The sequence below is a fragment of the Streptomyces sp. NPDC056479 genome (genome assembly GCF_042795335.1).
GTDB lineage: Bacteria > Actinomycetota > Actinomycetes > Streptomycetales > Streptomycetaceae > Streptomyces.
The window spans coordinates 833,873-850,936 of sequence record NZ_JBHTRZ010000001.1; the positions used below are offsets into that span (position 1 = coordinate 833,873).

Genomic DNA, 17,064 nt, shown 5'->3' on the forward strand with positions numbered 1-17,064 from the left:
CTTACCCCTCGACCGCCTGCCCATGCCCCCACAATCGATGCGCGGCACGGCGTACGGGCGCCTGGCGTGCGCCCCCACGCACCCTGATGGCCGGATCTTCGCGCCCGCAGGCGGTCACAAACGCCAACAATGGGGCACGCGCTCAACACCATGAAAGCGATGAACGCGGCGAACGGCGGGCTGGAGGGGGCAGCAGTGATCCGTGTCCTGGTGGTGCACGACGCGTGTCTGGTGCGATCGGTGCTTGCGGAGTGGCTGCGCAGAGAACCCGACCTGGGGGTCTATGACGCGCCCTGGCGCAGCGCGCCCGCCCGGGTGCGATCGGTGCGCCCGGATGTGTGCGCGGCGGACCTGGAGTGCTCGGACGCGTACGGCATCCCGCCCTTGGGCGAGCTGCGGGTGCGGGACGCGGGCATGCCCCCGCCGCACCTTCTCGTGCTTGCCAGCGCGAAGCGTCCGGGGCTGCTGAAACGTGCCCTGGAGGCCGGGGCGCTCGGCTATGTCGACAAGGAGGGCTCGCCGGACCGCCTGGTGCGCGCGATCCGCCGCGTGGCCGAGGGGGAACGTTTCGTCGACGACTCGCTGGGCTTCGGTTTCCTCAAGGCCGCCGAGATGCCGTTGACCCGACGGGAGCTCAGCGTGTTATCCCTCGCCGCGGAGGGGGCGTCCATCGCGGAGATCGCGGGGAACCTGCACCTGTCCCACGGGACCGTGCGCAACTACATGGCGGCCATCACCCGCAAGACCGGGGCCCGCAACCGCATCGACGCCATCCGGATCTCGCAGGGCGAGGGCTGGCTGTGACCCCTCGCGGGGTACGGGGGCCCAGGCGCCGACGAGTTCGCGGTAGCGCGCCGAGCCCCGGAGGAGTTCGTCGTGCGTGCCGTACGCCGTGTCCCGGCCGTCCATCATCAGCACCCGGTCGGCGCGGCGGGCCGAGCTGATGCGGTGGGCGACGACGACCAGGGTGCCGCCTGGGCGGGCCGCGAAGGCGCGCTCCGCGCGTTCCTCCGCCGGTCCGTCCAGGTGGCAGGTCGCCTCGTCGAGCAGCGCGAGCGGGGCTTCCGCCAGATAAGCCCGGGTCAGCGCGATCAACTGACGCTCGCCCGCGGACAGCGCCGCGGGATCCACCCGGCCCTCGGGTCCGCCCAGCGTTTCGAGCAGCGGCACGAGCCCGACCGCCTCGGCGGCCGACAGCAACTCCGCCTCGGGGACGGGGTCCGGGCGCAGGTGGGCGAGGTTCTCGGCGAGGCTGCCGGTGAACACGTATGCCTCTTGCGGAATGAGCACGCGCCGCGCGACGGCCTCCGGCCCCGGCACCGCTTCCCCGCACACCCGGATCGTGCCGCGCCGGGGCCGCAGCAGGCCGGCGATCAGTGCCGTCAGAGTGGACTTCCCGATGCCGCTCGGCCCGACGACGGCCAGATGGGAACCGGACGGGAGGGCGAGGTCGAGGTGGTCGATCACGGGGACCGAGGCCGGGCCGTAGGCGAAGGTCACGCAGGAGAGCGTGAGGGCGGGGGTGTCGGCGTTCGGCAGGGGGGCGGTCACCGAGGGGCCGGCCGGAGGCGCGGCGACGGGGCGCCGGTCGTCCGCGGGCTCGGCGTGACTGGTCGCGCGGTTCACCGCGTCCCTGCGGGGCCCCGCGGGCGCCAGCCGCCGTAGCACCACCGCCAGCCGTGAGCCGCTCGTGCCCAGGCCGTGGACCAGGTTGTGCAGGGCGGGGAGCAGCGACTGGGTGACGTAGGACAGGGCGCCGATCAGGGCGCCGGTGGTGACGCCCTGGCGCAGCAGCCAGGGCGCGGTCGCGAGCAGCAGCACGATCGGGAGATGTCCGCCCAGCGCGAGCGCGGCCACGCGCAGGACGCCGAAGCGGGCGAGGGAGCGGGCGGCCCGCAGCTCGGCGTCCACCAGGTTCTCGACGTCGGCGGACATACGCTGCTCCGCCCCCGCCGCCGTGATGTCCCGCAGTCCCGGGCAGACGGCGCCGAGCCGGTCGGCCAGGGCCTCGTCGGCGACGAGGAACGCCTCCTGCCGACGCGCCAGCGGACCCAGCGTCACCGCGAACAGTCCCACTCCCGCGGCCAGCGGTGGCAGGACGACCAGCAGCAGCAGCGGGGCGAGCGAGAAGAGACCCACCAGCGCGCCCACCGCCGTGAACACGAACGACCGCGACACCATCACCAGCCCCGCGGAGGTGTCCCGCGCGATCTCCACCTGCTGGGTGAGCCCGGACAGCGCCCCACGATCCGCCTCGCGCACCCCGCGCTCCACGACCCGCCGCATGAGCCGGTCCCTCAGCGGTTCGACCAGCGCCGCGACGGCCGCGTACACACGAGCCGTGCCGTAGGCGCCGACGACGACCCCGAGCCCGGCGACGCCCAGCCAGCCGAGCCCGGTTTCCGTGCGGCCCTGGAGGAACCCGTCGTCCAGGGCGCGGGCCGGGGCGTACCCGATGAGGAAGCTCTGCCCCGTCTCCAGCACGGACCAGAGACCGAGCCGCAGGAGAACCCGCCACCGGACCGCCAGGAAACGCAGCCCGCGCGCGTGGAGCCCGTCGGTCATGGATACGCCCCTTCGGCCGCCGGTTCCGTTCCTGTGAACGCCTCCCGGTACGCCGTGATCCCCCACAGCTCCTCGTGCCGTCCCACCGCTCGCACCCGCCCGCCGTCCAGCCAGGCCACCGCGTCGGCCCGGGCCGCCGTGGCCGCCCGGTGGGCGATCAGGAGTCGGGTGGCCGACGAGCCGCCGCCGGCCAGGGCCTCGGTGATGCGGGCCTCCGTCACCGTGTCGAGGCTGGACAGCGCGTCGTCCAGGATCAGCAGCCGGCCACCGTGGGCGAACGCCCGGGCCAGACCGAGGCGTTGGGTCTCGCCGCCGGAGCGCGGGGCGTCGGACAGGGTGGTGGCGTAGCCGTTCGGCAGGCGGGCCACGAAGTCGTCGGTGTGGGCGGTACGGGCGGCCTGCCGGACGATCGTGGGGGAGGGGGCGGACAGGGAGAGGCCGATCGCGTCCTCGACGGTGTCGCCGAGCAGGACCGGGCGCTCGAAGGCGTAGGCGATGGCGCGCCGCAGGTCGTCGTGGGTCAGCTCGCTCAGGGGCACTCCGTCGAGCAGGACCTCACCGCCGTCCGGGTCGGCCAGCCGTCCGGCGAGCGCGGCGAGCAGCGACTTGCCCGTGCCGGAGCGGCCGACCAGGGCGAGGGTGGTCCCGCCCGGAACGACGAGGTCGACCCCGTCCAGCACGGTGCGTCCGCCGCGCCGGACGTTCACCCCGCGCAGCTCCAGCCGGCCGGGGCCGGGCGGCAGTCGGTGCCCGCCCTGGGTGGGGGCGGGCTCGGCGAGCATCTCGCCGAGGCGTCCGGCCGCGGCCCGGGCGCGGGCCACACCCGCGAGCTGGGCGACGAGCATGCCGACGCCGGTCGCCAGCACCGCGTAGCGGGAGGCGGCGAGCATCTCGCCGACGGTCAGCCGGTGCCGGACGAGCAGGACGCCGGCGACGGCGACCACACCGAGCTGGAGGAGCGGGGCCACTGCGACCGCACGGGCGGCGGCCCGGCCCTGCACCTGCCACATGCGGTGCCCCGCGCGGGAGAGCGCGGGCAGCGGCCGCAGGATCCGCGTCGTCTCCCGGTCCGCCGTGTGCGCCGCCGCGATGGTGCGATGACCGTCGACGGCCTCGGCGAGGGCCGCCGCGATCCGCCCCTGTTCCTGCTGGTAGCGCGTCACACAGCGGGAGGTGTCGCGGGCGAAGGCCCGCAGAAGAAGGGCCAGCACCGGGGCCCCGGCGAGAAACACGGCGGCGAGCCACGGGTCGATCAGGGCGAGGGCGACGATGCCTCCGACCGGTCCGGCGAGCGCGGCGGCCAGCGCGGCACGGGCGGCGGGCGCGGTGCCCGCCTGGGCGGCGTTGCCGACGAGTCGTGCCACCAGGTCGCCGGCCCCGAAGCGGGCGGTGGCCCGTGGGCCCACGGCCAGGACGTGCCGGGTCAGGTGCCCGCGCAGCCAGGCGGTGGTGCGGGCGTCCACGACGCCGACCAGGACGCTCTGGCACGCGTCGAGCAGGGCGAGCGACAGCACGAGTGCGGCGCAGTACAGCACCCAGCCCGTGGCGGGAGCCCGCGCCAGCAGAAGGTCCAGTGTCCGGCCGAGCGCCAGGGGCAGCAGCAGACCGGCGCCGGTCGCGGCCGTGCTCACCAGGCACAGGGCCGCCGTACGGGCCGCGCTGTGGACGGTGGCCGCGCGCAGCAGCGGCCGGGACGGATCGTCGGCAGGAGTCGTCATACGGCCGCGGCCTCGCTCCCCGGTCCGGGCAAGGGCCCCGGGCGGCCCCTCCCGTGAGGGAGGGGGATCGCCCGGGGCCGCGGTTGCACGATGTCCGTCAGAGACAGAGCGTGATGCTGGCCTGGCTGGCGCAGAGCAGCAGGCTGGCCACGCTGCCGCCGCCGGTGTGCTCCTCGGTCTCCATCGTCTGCAGGTCGAGCAGTGCCATGTCGGGTCCTCTCCTCTTTGTGGGGACGGGGTTGTGTCACGACTCCGTCAGGTGGCGGAGCCGCGTTCCGGGTGCCGCGGTGGCGGCGGGAGGAAGGGCAGGTGGGCCGGGGCGGCGCCCGTCGTGTCGGCGCCGAGCGCCGCCTGAAGGGCGAGCAGGCACCCGGCCGTTCCGGTGCCCAGGTCCATGGAAAGCCGCATCATCTGGTGTCCGGGGAAGGCCAGTTGGCCCTGGTAGGACATCGCGTACCAGCCGAGCCCGGTGATCTGGGCGGCCAGCCGGTCGGCGCCGGCGCCGGGCGCGGTGGTGCGGCTGAGGTGGAGAAGCATCCCGGTGCGTCCCTGGAAGAGGCCGGGCTGGGCGTAGAAGCGGGAGGTGGCGGCCGTGATGATGCCGGTGCGGGCGCGGTCCAGAGCGCCGTCCTTGTCGTCGTCGGCGGCTCGCTCCGGCGCGCCGGTCCCCTCGTCGCCGCGGGCCTGCTCGGACGCGCCGGTCCCGTCGCCGGTGTGGGCAAGATAGTCGTCGAGAACCATCCCCACGCCCACGCTGCCGTCGCCCAGATACGGCATGGTCCGCCAGCCCTCGTCGACCTCCAGCGAGCCGCCCTTCTGCTCGACGCAGCACGCCAGGTCCCGGCGCAGGGCCTCGCCGGCGGCCTCCAGGAGCCGGCGGTCGCCGGTCCGTTCGTAGCGCCGCAGCAGGAAGAGGGCCGGGCCGCTCGCTCCCCGCATCAGTCCGGCGCGTGGCCGGGGCCCCGCCGGGGCCGGTTCGGCGAGACGCCGGACGAGGATCTCCTCGGCCTCCGCCGCCCGCTCGCGCAGTTCCGGCTCGCCGGTCGTGTGCGCCAGCCCGTCCAGGACCAGCCCCAGCCCGGCCAGCCCGCCGCGCAGGTCGGAGGACAGGCGCTGCCACCTCTCGCGCAGGACCGTGTCGATCAGGTCCAGGGCCCGCTGCCGGTGGCCGAGCAGAACGAGGACGTGGGCCACGCCCGCGAGACCGTCGTACAGGCCCAGCGGGGTGCCGACCGGCGGCGGGTCGGTGCGGTCGAGCAACCAGCGCTCGCCCTCGTCGTAGCGTTCGGCGCCGGTCGCGGCCAGGGCGTACAGCACACCGGCCGCGCCATGGGCCAGGCCCAGCCCGCCGCCGTCGGAGAACTGGGCGACGTCGCCGGGAAAGAGCCGGTCCGCACGCTCCGGGGTGGCCGAGGCGAGCAGCGCCTTGACCATCGAGTCACGGCTGTAGGGCCAGTCGCCGGGCTCCACGAACGACGCGGCGACCGAGCGGGCCACAGACGGCGGCGATGTGGCGACGGCGTCCCGCGCGGGGTCGGGCACATCCCGGGTGATCTCGGCGACCGCCTCGTCCAGGAACCGTCGCGGCACGTCCGGGAACTGGCCCGCGATCACCTCCGCCAAATGCGCGGCCTTGTCGCGGTCCACCACGAACAGGGTGGTGACCGGCAGGAACATCGCCAGCCGCAGACAGGCCAGCGCATAGCGGTCGACGTCCACGCCCCTGCGGTCGGGCGGGGCCAGGAAGCCGGGGTGGGCGACGACCTGGCGGCCCTGCTCGGCGACCGGGGCCGCCGCCTCGAAGTCGAGCAGGGACACCGACTCCTCGTCGGGGGCGACCATGATGTTGAAGACGTGCAGGTCATTGAAGACGATGCCGCGCGCGTGCACGGCCTCCACCGCGCGCTCGACCGCACCGTGGATGCGCAGGGCCCAGGCGGTGTAGTCGGCGACGGCGCGCGGATCGGGGTCCGGGCCGATGAGGGGATGCCGTTCCGCGAAGAAGGAGTTGAGGGTGCGTCCCTCCACGAAGTCCATGACCAGGAAGCGGTGGTCGCCCAGCAGGAACCAGTCGCGCACCTCGGGCACCACTCCGGTGCCCGTCAGCTGCTCCAGCGCGTACCTCTCCCGTTCCAGCCGGGCCACGGCGTCCGCGCCGTCCGCCGCCAGCCCCGCGTGCGGCCGGCCCTCCTTCAGGACGACCCGGCGTCCGTCCCGGGTGTCGGTGCCCGCGTACACCCCGCCGCCGTTGGAGAAGTGCAGCGCCTTCTCGATGCGGTACGGCAACTCGCCCACCGTCGTGGTGTTGCGGGCCGCCAGATGCGGCTCGAGGAAGGACGGCAGCGTCACCCACTCCGGCACCTGGAACGACGGCGCCCGCCGGTCCGGCACCAGCCGCCCCGCGCCGTCCCGCACCGCCGGCACCAGCGAACCGCGCTCGTCGACGACGAAGAGCCGCGCGAAGGCGCCGTAGCGGACGTACAGCGGGCCCTCGCCCCAGCGCAGGTCGGTGAGGACGTAGGGCCCCTCGAAACCCTCCAGCAGCCGTCCCAGCTCACGCAGCACCGTGTGGAGCTGCTCCTCGTCGGCCGGATAGACGGTGACGAACTTGCCGCTGGAGTCCCGGCCCGCGTATTTGGCGTTGCGCAGGTGCAGCAGGTGCCGGCCGGGCACGAACTTGAAGGCGATGGTCCGAGCAACGCAGTAGTCCCACACGATCCGCGCGATCTTCTCGGCGTTCGTCAGGGTCGCCGAGACATGGATCTTCCAGCCCTGGTCCCGGTCCGGCAGTGTGGTGCCGCCCGGGCCGAGCGGCGCCAGTGTCAGCCAGTCGCCGATCCGCGCCGCCCGCCAGCCCTCCGGGACCTCGCGGCGCGCCGTCTCGAACAGGGGTGCGGTCCCCTGTCCGCCCACCGACAGCCGGTCGGGCGTCTCGTAGAAGTGCCTGTCGGCGAGCGCGTACACCTCGTAGCGCTTGTCCATGGCCTCGCGTCCCCCTCCGCCGATGCGGCACCGAGCCTTCCAGCGGGCACACGGCCACGGACAGTCACGGCTGTCACGAGATCACCGTGCGGAACGCATGCGTAAAGACTTGTTCGGCATCTTTCGAGCACCGGCACCCCGGACCGATCCACGGAACGTTCACAGGGGCTGCGCAGGTGACTCATTTGGCGCTGTAATGGCGGACGTGGTCAGTGAGGGCGCCGCGGGACGCAGCACGAGGAGTCTGCGCGTCGAGGGAGCCCTGAAGGCGCTTACCGTCGATCCGGCCTCGCCCGAGCGGCTGCGGCGGGTACTCGAACTGGCGCTGGTCTTCGGCGGGGCGTCCTTCGTCGCCGTGTACACACCTAGTCAGGACGGCGAGTTGCTCTGCCTGGCCGAGTCCGTCGGCGTGCCCCGCACCCTGTACGGCCTGCGCGACGCCTACCCGCTGACCGGGCGGTCCCCGATCGCCGACGCCCACCGCACCGGCCGTCCCGTCTGGCTCGGGCCCCGGCAACTCGCCGACCGCGCGGAGTCACGGCGGGCCCCTTCGGGGGACTTCTCCCTGGCCGCCATGCCCGCCCACGGCGACGGCGGCGGTGGCTGCCTGCTCGCCGTGAGCGAGAGACCCGGCGGCTTCGACCCCGAGGACCGCGAGTCCCTGGAGCTCATCGCCGCGTCCGTGGCCCTGCCCGCCCCGCCCGCGGCCGCCGAAGGGGGCGAGCTGCCGCTCGACGCCTTCAGCCTCGCCATGGACACCGGCCGCGTCGAGGTCGGCGAAGAGATCCTGGGACTGTTCGGCCTCGGCCCGCAGGAGTTCGACGGCAAGGTCGAGACCCTGCTCGGCCTGACCGTCCCCGAGGACCTTCCGTCGCTGATGTCCGTCGTCGAGGCCGACCACATGTCCATCGGCGACCGCGAGCTGGAGTTCCGCGTCCTGCAGCCCACCGGGCCGCCGAAGTGGCTCAGACTGCGCGGACGCCTGGTGCCCGGCGGCGAGGGCCGCCCGGCCCGGCTCGTCGGCACCGTCGCCGACGCCTCCACGCTGCGCCCCGAGGTCACCGACGTCGCCCGGGTCCAGCGGCTCGCCGCCGCACTCGCCACCGCCGGCACCGTTCGCGACGTCAGCCACGCCGTCGTCACCGCGCTGCGCAAGCCGCTGCGCGCCGACCGCATCGCGCTCGCCGAGCTGGAGCACGACCGGCTCGTCGTCACCGTCCTCGATCCGCCCGACCCCGACTCCTGGCCGGAGCTGTGGCGCCTGGAGTGGCGCACCGAATGGCCGGACGCCCCCGTGCGCGCCATGCCCACCCTCGCCGCCGCCCTGCGCGAGGGACGCGCCCGGATCTGGCCCGCCGGCACCACGCTGGAACCCGCCCTCGCCGACGTCGGCCCCGGCGGGCTCGCCGTCCTCCCGCTGCCCGCCGGGGGCCGTATCGCCGGCGCCTGTCTGATCGGCTGGGACGCCCCGCACGAGTTCGGTGCCGACGAGCGCGCCCTGCTCACCGCCTCCGCGGGCCTCGCCGGTCAGGCCCTGCTGCGGGCCCACGCCTTCGACGCCGAGCACGAACTCGTCGGCATGCTCCAGCGCCAGCTGCTGCCGCGCCGGCTGCCCCGGCTGCCCGGCGCGAAGGCCGTCGCCCGCTATCTGCCGACCACGGCCGGCCTGGAGGTCGGCGGCGACTGGTACGACGTGATCCCGCTGCCCGACAACCGTGTGGCCCTCGTCATCGGCGACGTCCAGGGCCACAGCGCGGCCGCCGCCACCCTCATGGGCCAGATGCGCACCGCGCTGCGCGCCTACGCCGCCGAGGGGCACCCGCCCGACGTGGTGGTCGACCACGCCAACCGTCTCCTCATGGACCTGGAGACCGACCTCTTCGCCACCTGCTGCTACGTCGACGTCGACCTGGAGGAGGGCTCCGCCTGGTGCGTACGCGCCGGTCACCTCCCGCCGGTCCTGCGCCGGCCGGACGGCAGCACGGAGATAGCCGAGGCCGAGGGCGGCCCGCCGCTCGGCGTGCTGCGGCAGGCCGGCTTCCCGATGAGCCCGCTGCGGCTGACGCCCGGCACCGTCGTCGCCCTCACCACCGACGGCCTCGTCGAGTCCGCCGAGGACGACATCGACACCGGCATGGACCGGCTCGCCGGCGAACTCGCCCGCTCCGACCCCGCCCACCTCGGCCTCGTCGCCGACGCCCTGCTGGTCGGGGCGCGCCGCAGCGACGACATCGCCCTGCTCCTGATGCGCTACGACGGCATGGCCGTACGTCCGCTGCGCGAGAGCTGGACGGTCTGGCGCGTCCCGGAGGCCGTCGGCCACGCCCGCCGCTTCACCCGCCGCACCCTGCGCACCTGGAACGTGCGGCCGCAGGACCGGGACACCGTCCTGCTCGTCGTCTCCGAACTCGTCACCAACGCCCTCGTGCACACGGATGGCCGCGTCCGTCTCGACCTCACCCTCGTGAACCAACGGATGCGGGTCGCGGTCGCCGACGCCTCGCCCCGCACACCCGTCCGGCCGACCAGCGTGAGCTGGGAGGCCACCGGCGGCCGCGGAATCCTCCTGGTCGAGGCCGTGTCGGTGACGTGGGGAACCGTGCCGGTCAGTGGCGGAAAACAGGTGTGGAGCGAGATCGCGATGGGCGACTGAAGGTCCGTTCCGGTGAACGCCAGACGGCTGAGCAGTGGCGAACAAGCCAACCTTGCACCGTCAAATTGGCGGAATCGGGGCTAAGGTGAACCGATGAAGGCTCTCGTGCTGTCCGGCGGTGCCGGCACGCGCTTGAGGCCGATCACGCACACTTCGGCCAAACAGCTCGTGCCCGTGGCAAACAAGGCCGTCCTCTTCTACGCGCTGGAATCGATCGCAGCGGCCGGCATCACCGACGTCGGTGTGATCGTCGGTGACACCGCCCCGGAGATCCAGGACGCCGTCGGAGACGGCTCCAAGTTCGGTCTGGAGATCACCTACATTCCCCAGGAACGCCCGCTGGGGCTGGCCCACGCCGTGCTCATCGCCCGGGACTATCTGGGCGACGACGACTTCGTGATGTACCTCGGGGACAACTTCATCGTCGGCGGCATCGCCGACCTCGTCGAGGAGTTCCGGCGCGGCCGCCCCGACGCCCAGATCCTGCTGACCCGGGTGCAGGACCCTCGCGCCTTCGGTGTCGCCGAACTCGACGACGCCGGCCAGGTCCTCGGCCTGGAGGAGAAACCGGAACGCCCCAAGAGCGACCTCGCCCTGGTCGGCGTCTACCTGTTCACCCCGGTGATCCACGACGCCGTCCGCGCCATCTCACCGTCCTGGCGCGGCGAGCTGGAGATCACCCACGCCATCCAGCACCTCATCGACGCCCGCGCCGACGTGCGCTGCACCGTCATCGAGGGCTACTGGAAGGACACCGGCAATGTCGCCGACATGCTGGAGGTGAACCGGACCGTCCTGGAGAGCCTCACCCGCCGTATCGACGGCGAGGTCGACGAGGCGTCGGAGACCGTGGGACGGGTGATCGTCGAGGAAGGGGCACGCATCGTCAACTCGCGCATCGTCGGACCCGCCGTGGTCGGCGCCGGCACGATCGTCGAGGACTCCTACGTCGGCCCCTTCACCTCCATCGCGGAGAACTGCCGTATCACCGACAGCGAGTTGGAGTTCTCCATCGTCCTGCGGGACGCCACCCTCCACGGAGCCGGCCGGATCGAGTCCTCGCTCATCGGCCGCCATGTCGAGGTCACGCCCGCGCCCAGCGTGCCCAGCGCCCACCGGCTCGTCCTCGGAGACCACAGCAAGGTGCAGATCCACCCATGAACCTTCTCGTCACCGGCGCCGCCGGCTTCATCGGCTCGACCTACGTCCGCACCCTGCTCGCCCGCGACGCACCGGGCGCGCCCGACGCCCCACGGATCACGGTCCTCGACAAGCTCACCTACGCCGGCACCCTCGACAACCTCGAACTCGACCACCCCCGGCTGGAGTTCGTGCGCGGGGACATCCGGGACGCCGAACTGGTCGACAAGCTGATGGCCGAGGCCGACCAGGTCGTGCACTTCGCCGCCGAGTCCCACGTCGACCGTTCTATCGAGGGCGCCGGCGACTTCGTCCTCACCAACGTCGTCGGCACCCAGACCCTGCTGGACGCGGCCCTGCGCTACCGCGTCGAACCCTTCGTGCACATCTCGACCGACGAGGTCTACGGCTCCGTCGAGATCGGCTCGTCCACCGAGGCGGACCTCCTGCGGCCCAGCTCGCCGTACTCCGCCTCCAAAGCCTCCTCCGACCTGCTCGCCCTCGCCTACCACCGCACCCACGGCCTGGACGTCCGGGTCACCCGCTGCTCCAACAACTACGGCCCGCACCAGTTCCCCGAGAAGGTCGTCCCGCTGTTCATCACCAACCTCCTCGACGGCGAACCGGTCCCCCTCTACGGCGAGGGCCTCAACGTCCGCGACTGGCTGCACGTCGACGACCACTGCCACGGCGTCGAACTCGTCCGGACCAACGGCCGCCCCGGCGAGGTCTACAACATCGGCGGCGGCACCGAGTTGAGCAACAAGGACCTCACCGCGCTGCTGCTCCGGTCATGCGGCGCCGACTGGGACCGGGTGCGGCACGTCGAGGACCGCAAGGGGCACGATCTGCGCTACTCGGTCGACTGGGCCAAGGCCCGCACCGAACTCGGCTACCGGCCCCGCCACGACTTCGCGTCGGGCCTCGCCGCCACCGTCGACTGGTACCGCGACCACCGTGCCTGGTGGGAGCCCCTGAAACGCCGCGTGGGCGAGGAGCACGGATGAGGTGGCTGGTCACCGGCGCGGGCGGCATGCTCGGCCGGGACGTGGTCGAGGAACTCCTCGCCCGTGACGAGCAGGTGACCGGCCTCGACCACGCAGCCCTCGACATCACCGACTCCCGGGCCGTCGACCGCGCCGTCGCCACGCACCACCCCGAACTGGTCGTCAACTGCGCCGCCTACACGGCCGTCGACAACGCCGAGACGGACGAGGAACAGGCCCTGCGCGTCAACGGCGACGGCCCGCGCCTCCTTGCCAGGGCCTGCGCCGCACACGGCGCCCGTCTCATCCACGTCTCCACCGACTACGTCTTCGCCGGAGACGGCCGAACCCCCTACGCGGAGGACGACCCTCCTGCCCCGCGCACCGCCTACGGCCGCACCAAACTGGCGGGTGAGCGGGGCGTGTCCGACGAACTGCCGGCCACGAGCGCGGTGCTGCGTGCCGCCTGGCTCTACGGCGTCCACGGCCGCAGTTTCGTCCGGACGATGATCGAGCTGGAGGGCCGCCGCGACACCGTGGACGTCGTCGACGACCAGCGCGGCCAGCCCACGTGGAGCGCCGACGTCGCCGCGCTCGTCGCCGACCTCGGCCCGCGCGTCGGCGGCGACGCGACCGGCGTACTCCACGCCACCAACTCCGGCGAGGCCACCTGGTACGACCTGGCCCGCGAGGTGTTCCGGCTGCTCGACGCCGACCCCGACCGGGTGCGCCCCGTCACGAGCGAGGCCTTTCCCCGGCCCGCGCCCCGCCCCGCGTACAGCGTCCTCGCGCACGGCCGCCGCCGGCGGCTGGGCCTCGGGTCGCCGCGCGACTGGCGCACCGCCCTGCACGAAGCACTGCCCCGGATCCGCAAGGAGACCCTTCGTGAAACGCCATGAGTTCCTGAGGGAACTGCACAAGGTCAGCGGCAACCGCAACTATCTGGAGATCGGCGTCAACGACGGCCGCAGCCTACGGCTGTCCCGCGTCCCCACCATCGCCGTCGACCCCGCCTTCAAGGTCGTCACGGAGATCCGCTGCGACGTGCACCTGGTGAAAGCCACCAGCGACGACTTCTTCGCCCGCGACAACCCGCTCATCCACCTCAAGGGCGGCCGTCATCCGCTGCGCAACCTGCGGCGCGGGCGCAGTCCGCTCGGGTACTGGCGCCGCACCGTCCTCGACCTGTCGTTCATCGACGGCATGCATCTCTTCGAGTACGCGCTGCGGGACTTCATGAACATCGAGCGGCACTCGGACTGGACGAGTGTGATCGTCTTCGACGACATGCTGCCGCGCAACGTCGACGAGGCGGCACGGGATCGGCACACCGGGGCATGGACCGGAGACGTGTACAAGATCGCTGAGATCCTCGGGCGGTATCGCCCCGATCTGGTGACCGTGCCGGTCGACACCCAGCCGACCGGGCAGCTTGTCGTGTTCGGCGCGGACCGCCGCAACACGGTGCTGCGGGATCGGTACGACGAGATCGTCGCCGAGTACGACGTGCCCGACCCGCAGAAGGTGCCCGAGACGATTCTGGACCGGGCGGGAGCGGTGGCACCTCAGGCGTTGCTGGGTGGGAGCTTCTGGAAGCCGTTGGCACGGGCGCGCACGTTGGGTGTCGGACGGTCTCGGGGGTGGGAGCCGTTGCGTGCGGCGGTTGGGCAGTTGGCCGGCGGCTGAGCGATGCGCTCCGGTGGTGCCGCGATGTGTCGTGGTGCGTCCGCGGGTGTGTTGTGGCTGGTCGCGCGGTTCCCCGCGCCCCTAAGGGGCGCGCAACTGGTCGTAGTGGGCCGTGCAGGTCTCATATGACGGCAGTAGCCCCGCCCGTTCCGCCTCCGCCAGCGACGGCGCCGCCGCGTCCTTCTCGGACAGCACCGGCGGAATGTGCTCCGGCCAGGCGATGCCCAGCTCGGGGTCCAGGGGGTCCACGCCGTGCTCGTGCTCCGGGGCGTAGCCGGTCGAGCAGAGGTAGACCACCGTGGCGTCGTCGGTGAGGGCCATGAAGGCGTGGCCCAGGCCCTCCGCGAGGAAGAGGGCGTGGTGGCTGTCGTCGTCGAGGCGCAGTGCCTCCCAGCGACCGAAGGTGGGTGAGCCGACGCGGATGTCGACCACCACATCGAGAACGGCGCCGCGCAGACAGGTCACGTACTTGGCCTGTCCGGGCGGCACATCGGAGAAGTGCACGCCGCGCAGCACGCCCCAGCGGGAGACCGAGCAGTTGGCCTGCGCCAACGACAGGTCGTAGCCGGTGGCCTCGCGGAACTCGGCGCCTCGGTACCACTCGTGGAAACTGCCTCGTTCGTCCGGGAAGACCTTGGGCTCCAGCGCCCAGGCGCCTTCGATGCCGAGGGAGCGCATGCCGTCACCTCCTCCGGGCGGCCCGGGCCCGCAGCCGGGCCGCCGTCCGGCCCAGTGCCGTACCGAGCTTGCGTCGCGCCCTGCGGACCAGCCGCCGCAGCGCACTGGGACGGGCGGTGCGGACGACGTGCACCCCGCCGGTGCCGGCGCGCAGGGCGAGCGGGAGCGGGAGGAAGCGGGGTCCCGGCGCGCCGAGCGAGACCCGCCACGTCGACCCTCTCAGGTCGCCGAGGGGCAGCACGGCCTCCAGCAGCGCGCCGGAGCCCTGGGGGGACAGCGTGGCGGGCACGTCGTGGGCGGTGTGGGGCGAGGTGAGGCGCAGTGACACCTCGGTGCCGTCGCGGGGGACGTGCAGCGGGAGCGGTGCGCGCAGTCTGCCGCCGGACACCGTCACGTCGCCCGGTGCGAGGGTGCCCAGGCCGAGGCGGTGGGTCGCCCGGTCGAGGTCCAGCGCGAGATGTGCGTGCGGGGAGGTCCAGTACGGCAGGACCAGATGGCCGCCGACCAGCGCGGGGGAGGGAGTGGGGCGGGCGGCAAGAGGGGCCGGGCCCAGGCGGCATTCCTTGGTCCAGCCGCCCAGCTTGACGCGGACGAAGGTGTCCCACAGGCCGGCGCGGGTGAGGGTGCCCGGGTCGATGCCGGCGGTCGCGCGCAGCACCAGACGGACCCGGCCTTCGTCGCCGGCCGGCACCTCCTCCCGGGTGAACTCCACCGGCTGGAAGTACTGGGCGGCACTGGCGCGTTCGCGCACCAGCAGGTCGGCGGTGGCCTGTCCGAACCGGGACACGGTGTCCGCGCCGACCCAGGCGACGGCCGCGGCCAGGTCCTCGGGCGGTCCGTCGAGAGACGTACGGGCCGTGCCGGCGGCGAAGGTCATCGGCTCTCCGGCGGAGGTGTACTCGGCGGTGATGACCACCCGCAGCACACCGTCCTCCCAGGCCACGCGCTCGGGGACGGCCGTCAGCGCGATACCGGCCTCCCACTCGGCGAAGGCCTCGACATCGTCGTACCGGTCCGCGGTGATCAGCGCGGCGACGACCTGCTGCGTCGGCTGGAGCCCGGCCGCGACACCGGGTCCGAAGCGCTCCACGACGACCTGGTGCATCTCCTCGAACAGCTCCCGGCGATAGTCCGCCGGCAGCGCGAGCAGCCGCCGCGCGCGCATCCGCTCGACCATCTCCACCCGCAGCCAGCGCCGGAACAGCCGGTCGCGCAACGGGCCCGGCTCGGTGTACCGCTCGACGACGTCCAGGGCCTCCCGGAGGTTCTTGAAGTAGCCACCCGGGTCGAAGCGCTGGAAACCGGCGTTCGAGGCGTCGTCCCGGCGCACGTGGTAGTAGCAGACGTAGTCGCCGAGCACCGAGACGTTCGCCGCGCGCAGGTAGGCCTCCGTGACGAAGACATGGTCCTCCAGGCGCCGCCTGCCCTCGGGGAAGCGCAGCCCGATGTCGTCGAGGAAGGCGCGGCGGAACATCTTGTGCGGGGTGAGGCTGTCGATCAGCGGCGCGTTCTCGACGGTGGCGCGCGGGTGGTTGCGGCGGAACAGCTCCACCGGCACCCCGCGGCCCTTGCCGGCCATCTTGCCGACCACGACATCGGCGCCGTGGGCCATGCCGTAGTCGTACATGCGCTGGAGGGCCTCGTCGCCGAGGTAGTCGTCGTTGTCGACGAACATCACGTACTCGCCCCGGGCGGCTTCGATGCCGACGTTGCGGGGCTTGCCCGACCAGCCGGAGTTCTCCTGGTGGACGACGGTCACCCGGGGCTCCGTGGCCGCGAGCGCGTCCAGCCGGGCGGGTGTTCCGTCGGTCGAGCCGTCGTCGACGAAGATCACTTCGTATTCGTCGGGCGGCAGCGACTGTCCGAGCAGGGAGGTGACGCAGTCCTCGATATAGACCCCGGGGTTGTACACGGGGATGACGACGCTGACCTTGACCGGCATCCGGGCCCGAGCCCCCTAGGGGTCGCTGTGCGTTTACGTCGGATTGTGGTGCTCGTGGCCAAATCCTAACCCTGTCACCGGCTTTGTCCACCGCTCAACCACGCCGACCCGGCATGGCGATCTTCCCGCCGGTAGCCTGACGCCGTGCGCCTGCTGCTGATGTCCGACACCCACCTGCCCAAGCGCGCCAAGGTCCTCCCCGAGGCGCTGCTCGCCGAAATCCCGCGCGCCGACGTCGTGTTCCACGCGGGGGACTGGGTCGACACGGCCACGCTCGACCTGCTGGAGAGCCGCTGTACCCGGCTCGTCGGGGTCTACGGCAACAACGACGGCCCGGAGCTGCGCGCCCGGCTCCCCGAGATGGCGTACGCCGAGCTCGGCGGCCTGCGTTTCGGCGTCGTCCATGAGACCGGCTCCGCCCAGGGGCGCGAGGCGCGCTGCGCCGTCCGCTTTCCCGATCTGGACGTCCTGGTCTTCGGGCACAGCCACATCCCGTGGGACACCACCGCCCCCTCAGGCCTGCGCCTGCTCAATCCCGGCTCGCCGACGGACCGCCGCCGACAGCCCCACTGCACCTACATGACCGCGACCGTGGAAGAGGGCCTGCTCAGGGACGTGCGGCTGCACCGGCTGCCACAGCGCTGAGGGGCCCCTGCACAAGATCCGGGCCGCTCCATGCGTTGGAGAAGCGGCCCGGGCGCTGACTATGCGCTG

12 protein-coding genes and 1 pseudogene are annotated in these 17,064 nt (G+C 73.0%); 7 read left to right on the top strand and 6 right to left on the bottom strand.

All coding sequences use genetic code 11. From position 1 onward, the window contains the following. Positions 1-159 precede the first annotated feature (159 nt). A pseudogene (locus ACFQ6S_RS03775) lies at positions 160-720 on the top strand (response regulator); the annotation flags it as partial. Here the strand turns inward: ACFQ6S_RS03775 and ACFQ6S_RS03780 are convergent. The 4 genes from ACFQ6S_RS03780 to lanKC all read right to left on the bottom strand — a co-directional run bounded on the left by ACFQ6S_RS03780 (position 643) and on the right by lanKC (position 7,265). Further along, positions 643-2,565, bottom strand: a complete 1,923-nt coding sequence (locus ACFQ6S_RS03780; protein WP_383402946.1) for an ATP-binding cassette domain-containing protein — start codon at positions 2,563-2,565, stop codon at positions 643-645. The pseudogene ACFQ6S_RS03775 and the gene ACFQ6S_RS03780 sit on opposite strands and share 78 nt — an antisense overlap. Continuing rightward, the gene (locus tag ACFQ6S_RS03785; RefSeq protein WP_383402949.1) at positions 2,562-4,283 is read right to left on the bottom strand and encodes an ABC transporter transmembrane domain-containing protein; all 1,722 of its coding nucleotides are present in this window, start codon (positions 4,281-4,283) and stop codon (positions 2,562-2,564) included. Before ACFQ6S_RS03785 ends, ACFQ6S_RS03780 begins: the two co-directional genes overlap by 4 nt. Positions 4,284-4,380: 97 nt before the next feature. After that, positions 4,381-4,491, bottom strand: coding sequence for a SapB/AmfS family lanthipeptide (locus ACFQ6S_RS03790; RefSeq protein ID WP_062720510.1), 111 nt, complete (start codon positions 4,489-4,491; stop codon positions 4,381-4,383). Between the two features lie 47 nt (positions 4,492-4,538). Beyond that, positions 4,539-7,265, bottom strand: a complete 2,727-nt coding sequence (gene lanKC / locus ACFQ6S_RS03795) for a class III lanthionine synthetase LanKC (protein ID WP_383402952.1) — start codon at positions 7,263-7,265, stop codon at positions 4,539-4,541. A gap of 196 nt (positions 7,266-7,461) precedes the next feature. Here lanKC and ACFQ6S_RS03800 point away from each other — a divergent pair, with 196 nt between their 5' ends. The 5 genes from ACFQ6S_RS03800 (at position 7,462) to ACFQ6S_RS03820 (ending at position 13,730) form a co-directional block, all read left to right on the top strand. After that, positions 7,462-9,918 (top strand): SpoIIE family protein phosphatase, encoded by a 2,457-nt coding sequence (locus tag ACFQ6S_RS03800; protein ID WP_383402955.1) that lies wholly within the window; start codon positions 7,462-7,464, stop codon positions 9,916-9,918. 93 nt (positions 9,919-10,011) lie between these two features. Next, positions 10,012-11,079: a glucose-1-phosphate thymidylyltransferase gene (locus ACFQ6S_RS03805; protein ID WP_383402957.1), complete on the top strand. Its 1,068-nt coding sequence runs from the start codon at positions 10,012-10,014 to the stop codon at positions 11,077-11,079. After that, on the top strand, positions 11,076-12,065 hold the full coding sequence (gene rfbB / locus ACFQ6S_RS03810; protein ID WP_383402960.1) for a dTDP-glucose 4,6-dehydratase: 990 nt from the start codon (positions 11,076-11,078) through the stop codon (positions 12,063-12,065). The genes ACFQ6S_RS03805 and rfbB overlap by 4 nt, the downstream gene beginning before the upstream one ends. Then, positions 12,062-12,943, top strand: a complete 882-nt coding sequence (gene rfbD / locus ACFQ6S_RS03815) for a dTDP-4-dehydrorhamnose reductase (protein ID WP_383402964.1) — start codon at positions 12,062-12,064, stop codon at positions 12,941-12,943. The genes rfbB and rfbD overlap by 4 nt, the downstream gene beginning before the upstream one ends. Then, a complete protein-coding gene (locus tag ACFQ6S_RS03820; protein ID WP_383402967.1) occupies positions 12,930-13,730 on the top strand; it encodes a class I SAM-dependent methyltransferase in 801 nt (266 codons plus the stop codon). Before rfbD ends, ACFQ6S_RS03820 begins: the two co-directional genes overlap by 14 nt. Positions 13,731-13,811: 81 nt before the next feature. Here ACFQ6S_RS03820 and rfbC read toward each other — a convergent pair whose 3' ends face one another. Both rfbC and ACFQ6S_RS03830 read right to left on the bottom strand, forming a co-directional pair. Continuing rightward, the gene (gene rfbC, locus ACFQ6S_RS03825; RefSeq protein ID WP_383402970.1) at positions 13,812-14,408 is read right to left on the bottom strand and encodes a dTDP-4-dehydrorhamnose 3,5-epimerase; all 597 of its coding nucleotides are present in this window, start codon (positions 14,406-14,408) and stop codon (positions 13,812-13,814) included. A gap of 4 nt (positions 14,409-14,412) precedes the next feature. Further along, complete coding sequence (locus ACFQ6S_RS03830) at positions 14,413-16,350, bottom strand: glycosyltransferase family 2 protein (RefSeq protein ID WP_383402973.1); 1,938 nt, start codon at positions 16,348-16,350, stop codon at positions 14,413-14,415. A 144-nt stretch (positions 16,351-16,494) separates the two neighbouring features. On the opposite strand from ACFQ6S_RS03830, the gene ACFQ6S_RS03835 reads away from it, so the two are divergent. After that, positions 16,495-16,995 carry a metallophosphoesterase family protein gene (locus tag ACFQ6S_RS03835; RefSeq protein WP_383402976.1) on the top strand — a complete coding sequence of 167 codons (501 nt, stop codon included), beginning with the start codon at positions 16,495-16,497 and terminating at the stop codon, positions 16,993-16,995. The last annotated feature ends 69 nt before the right edge of the window (positions 16,996-17,064 follow it).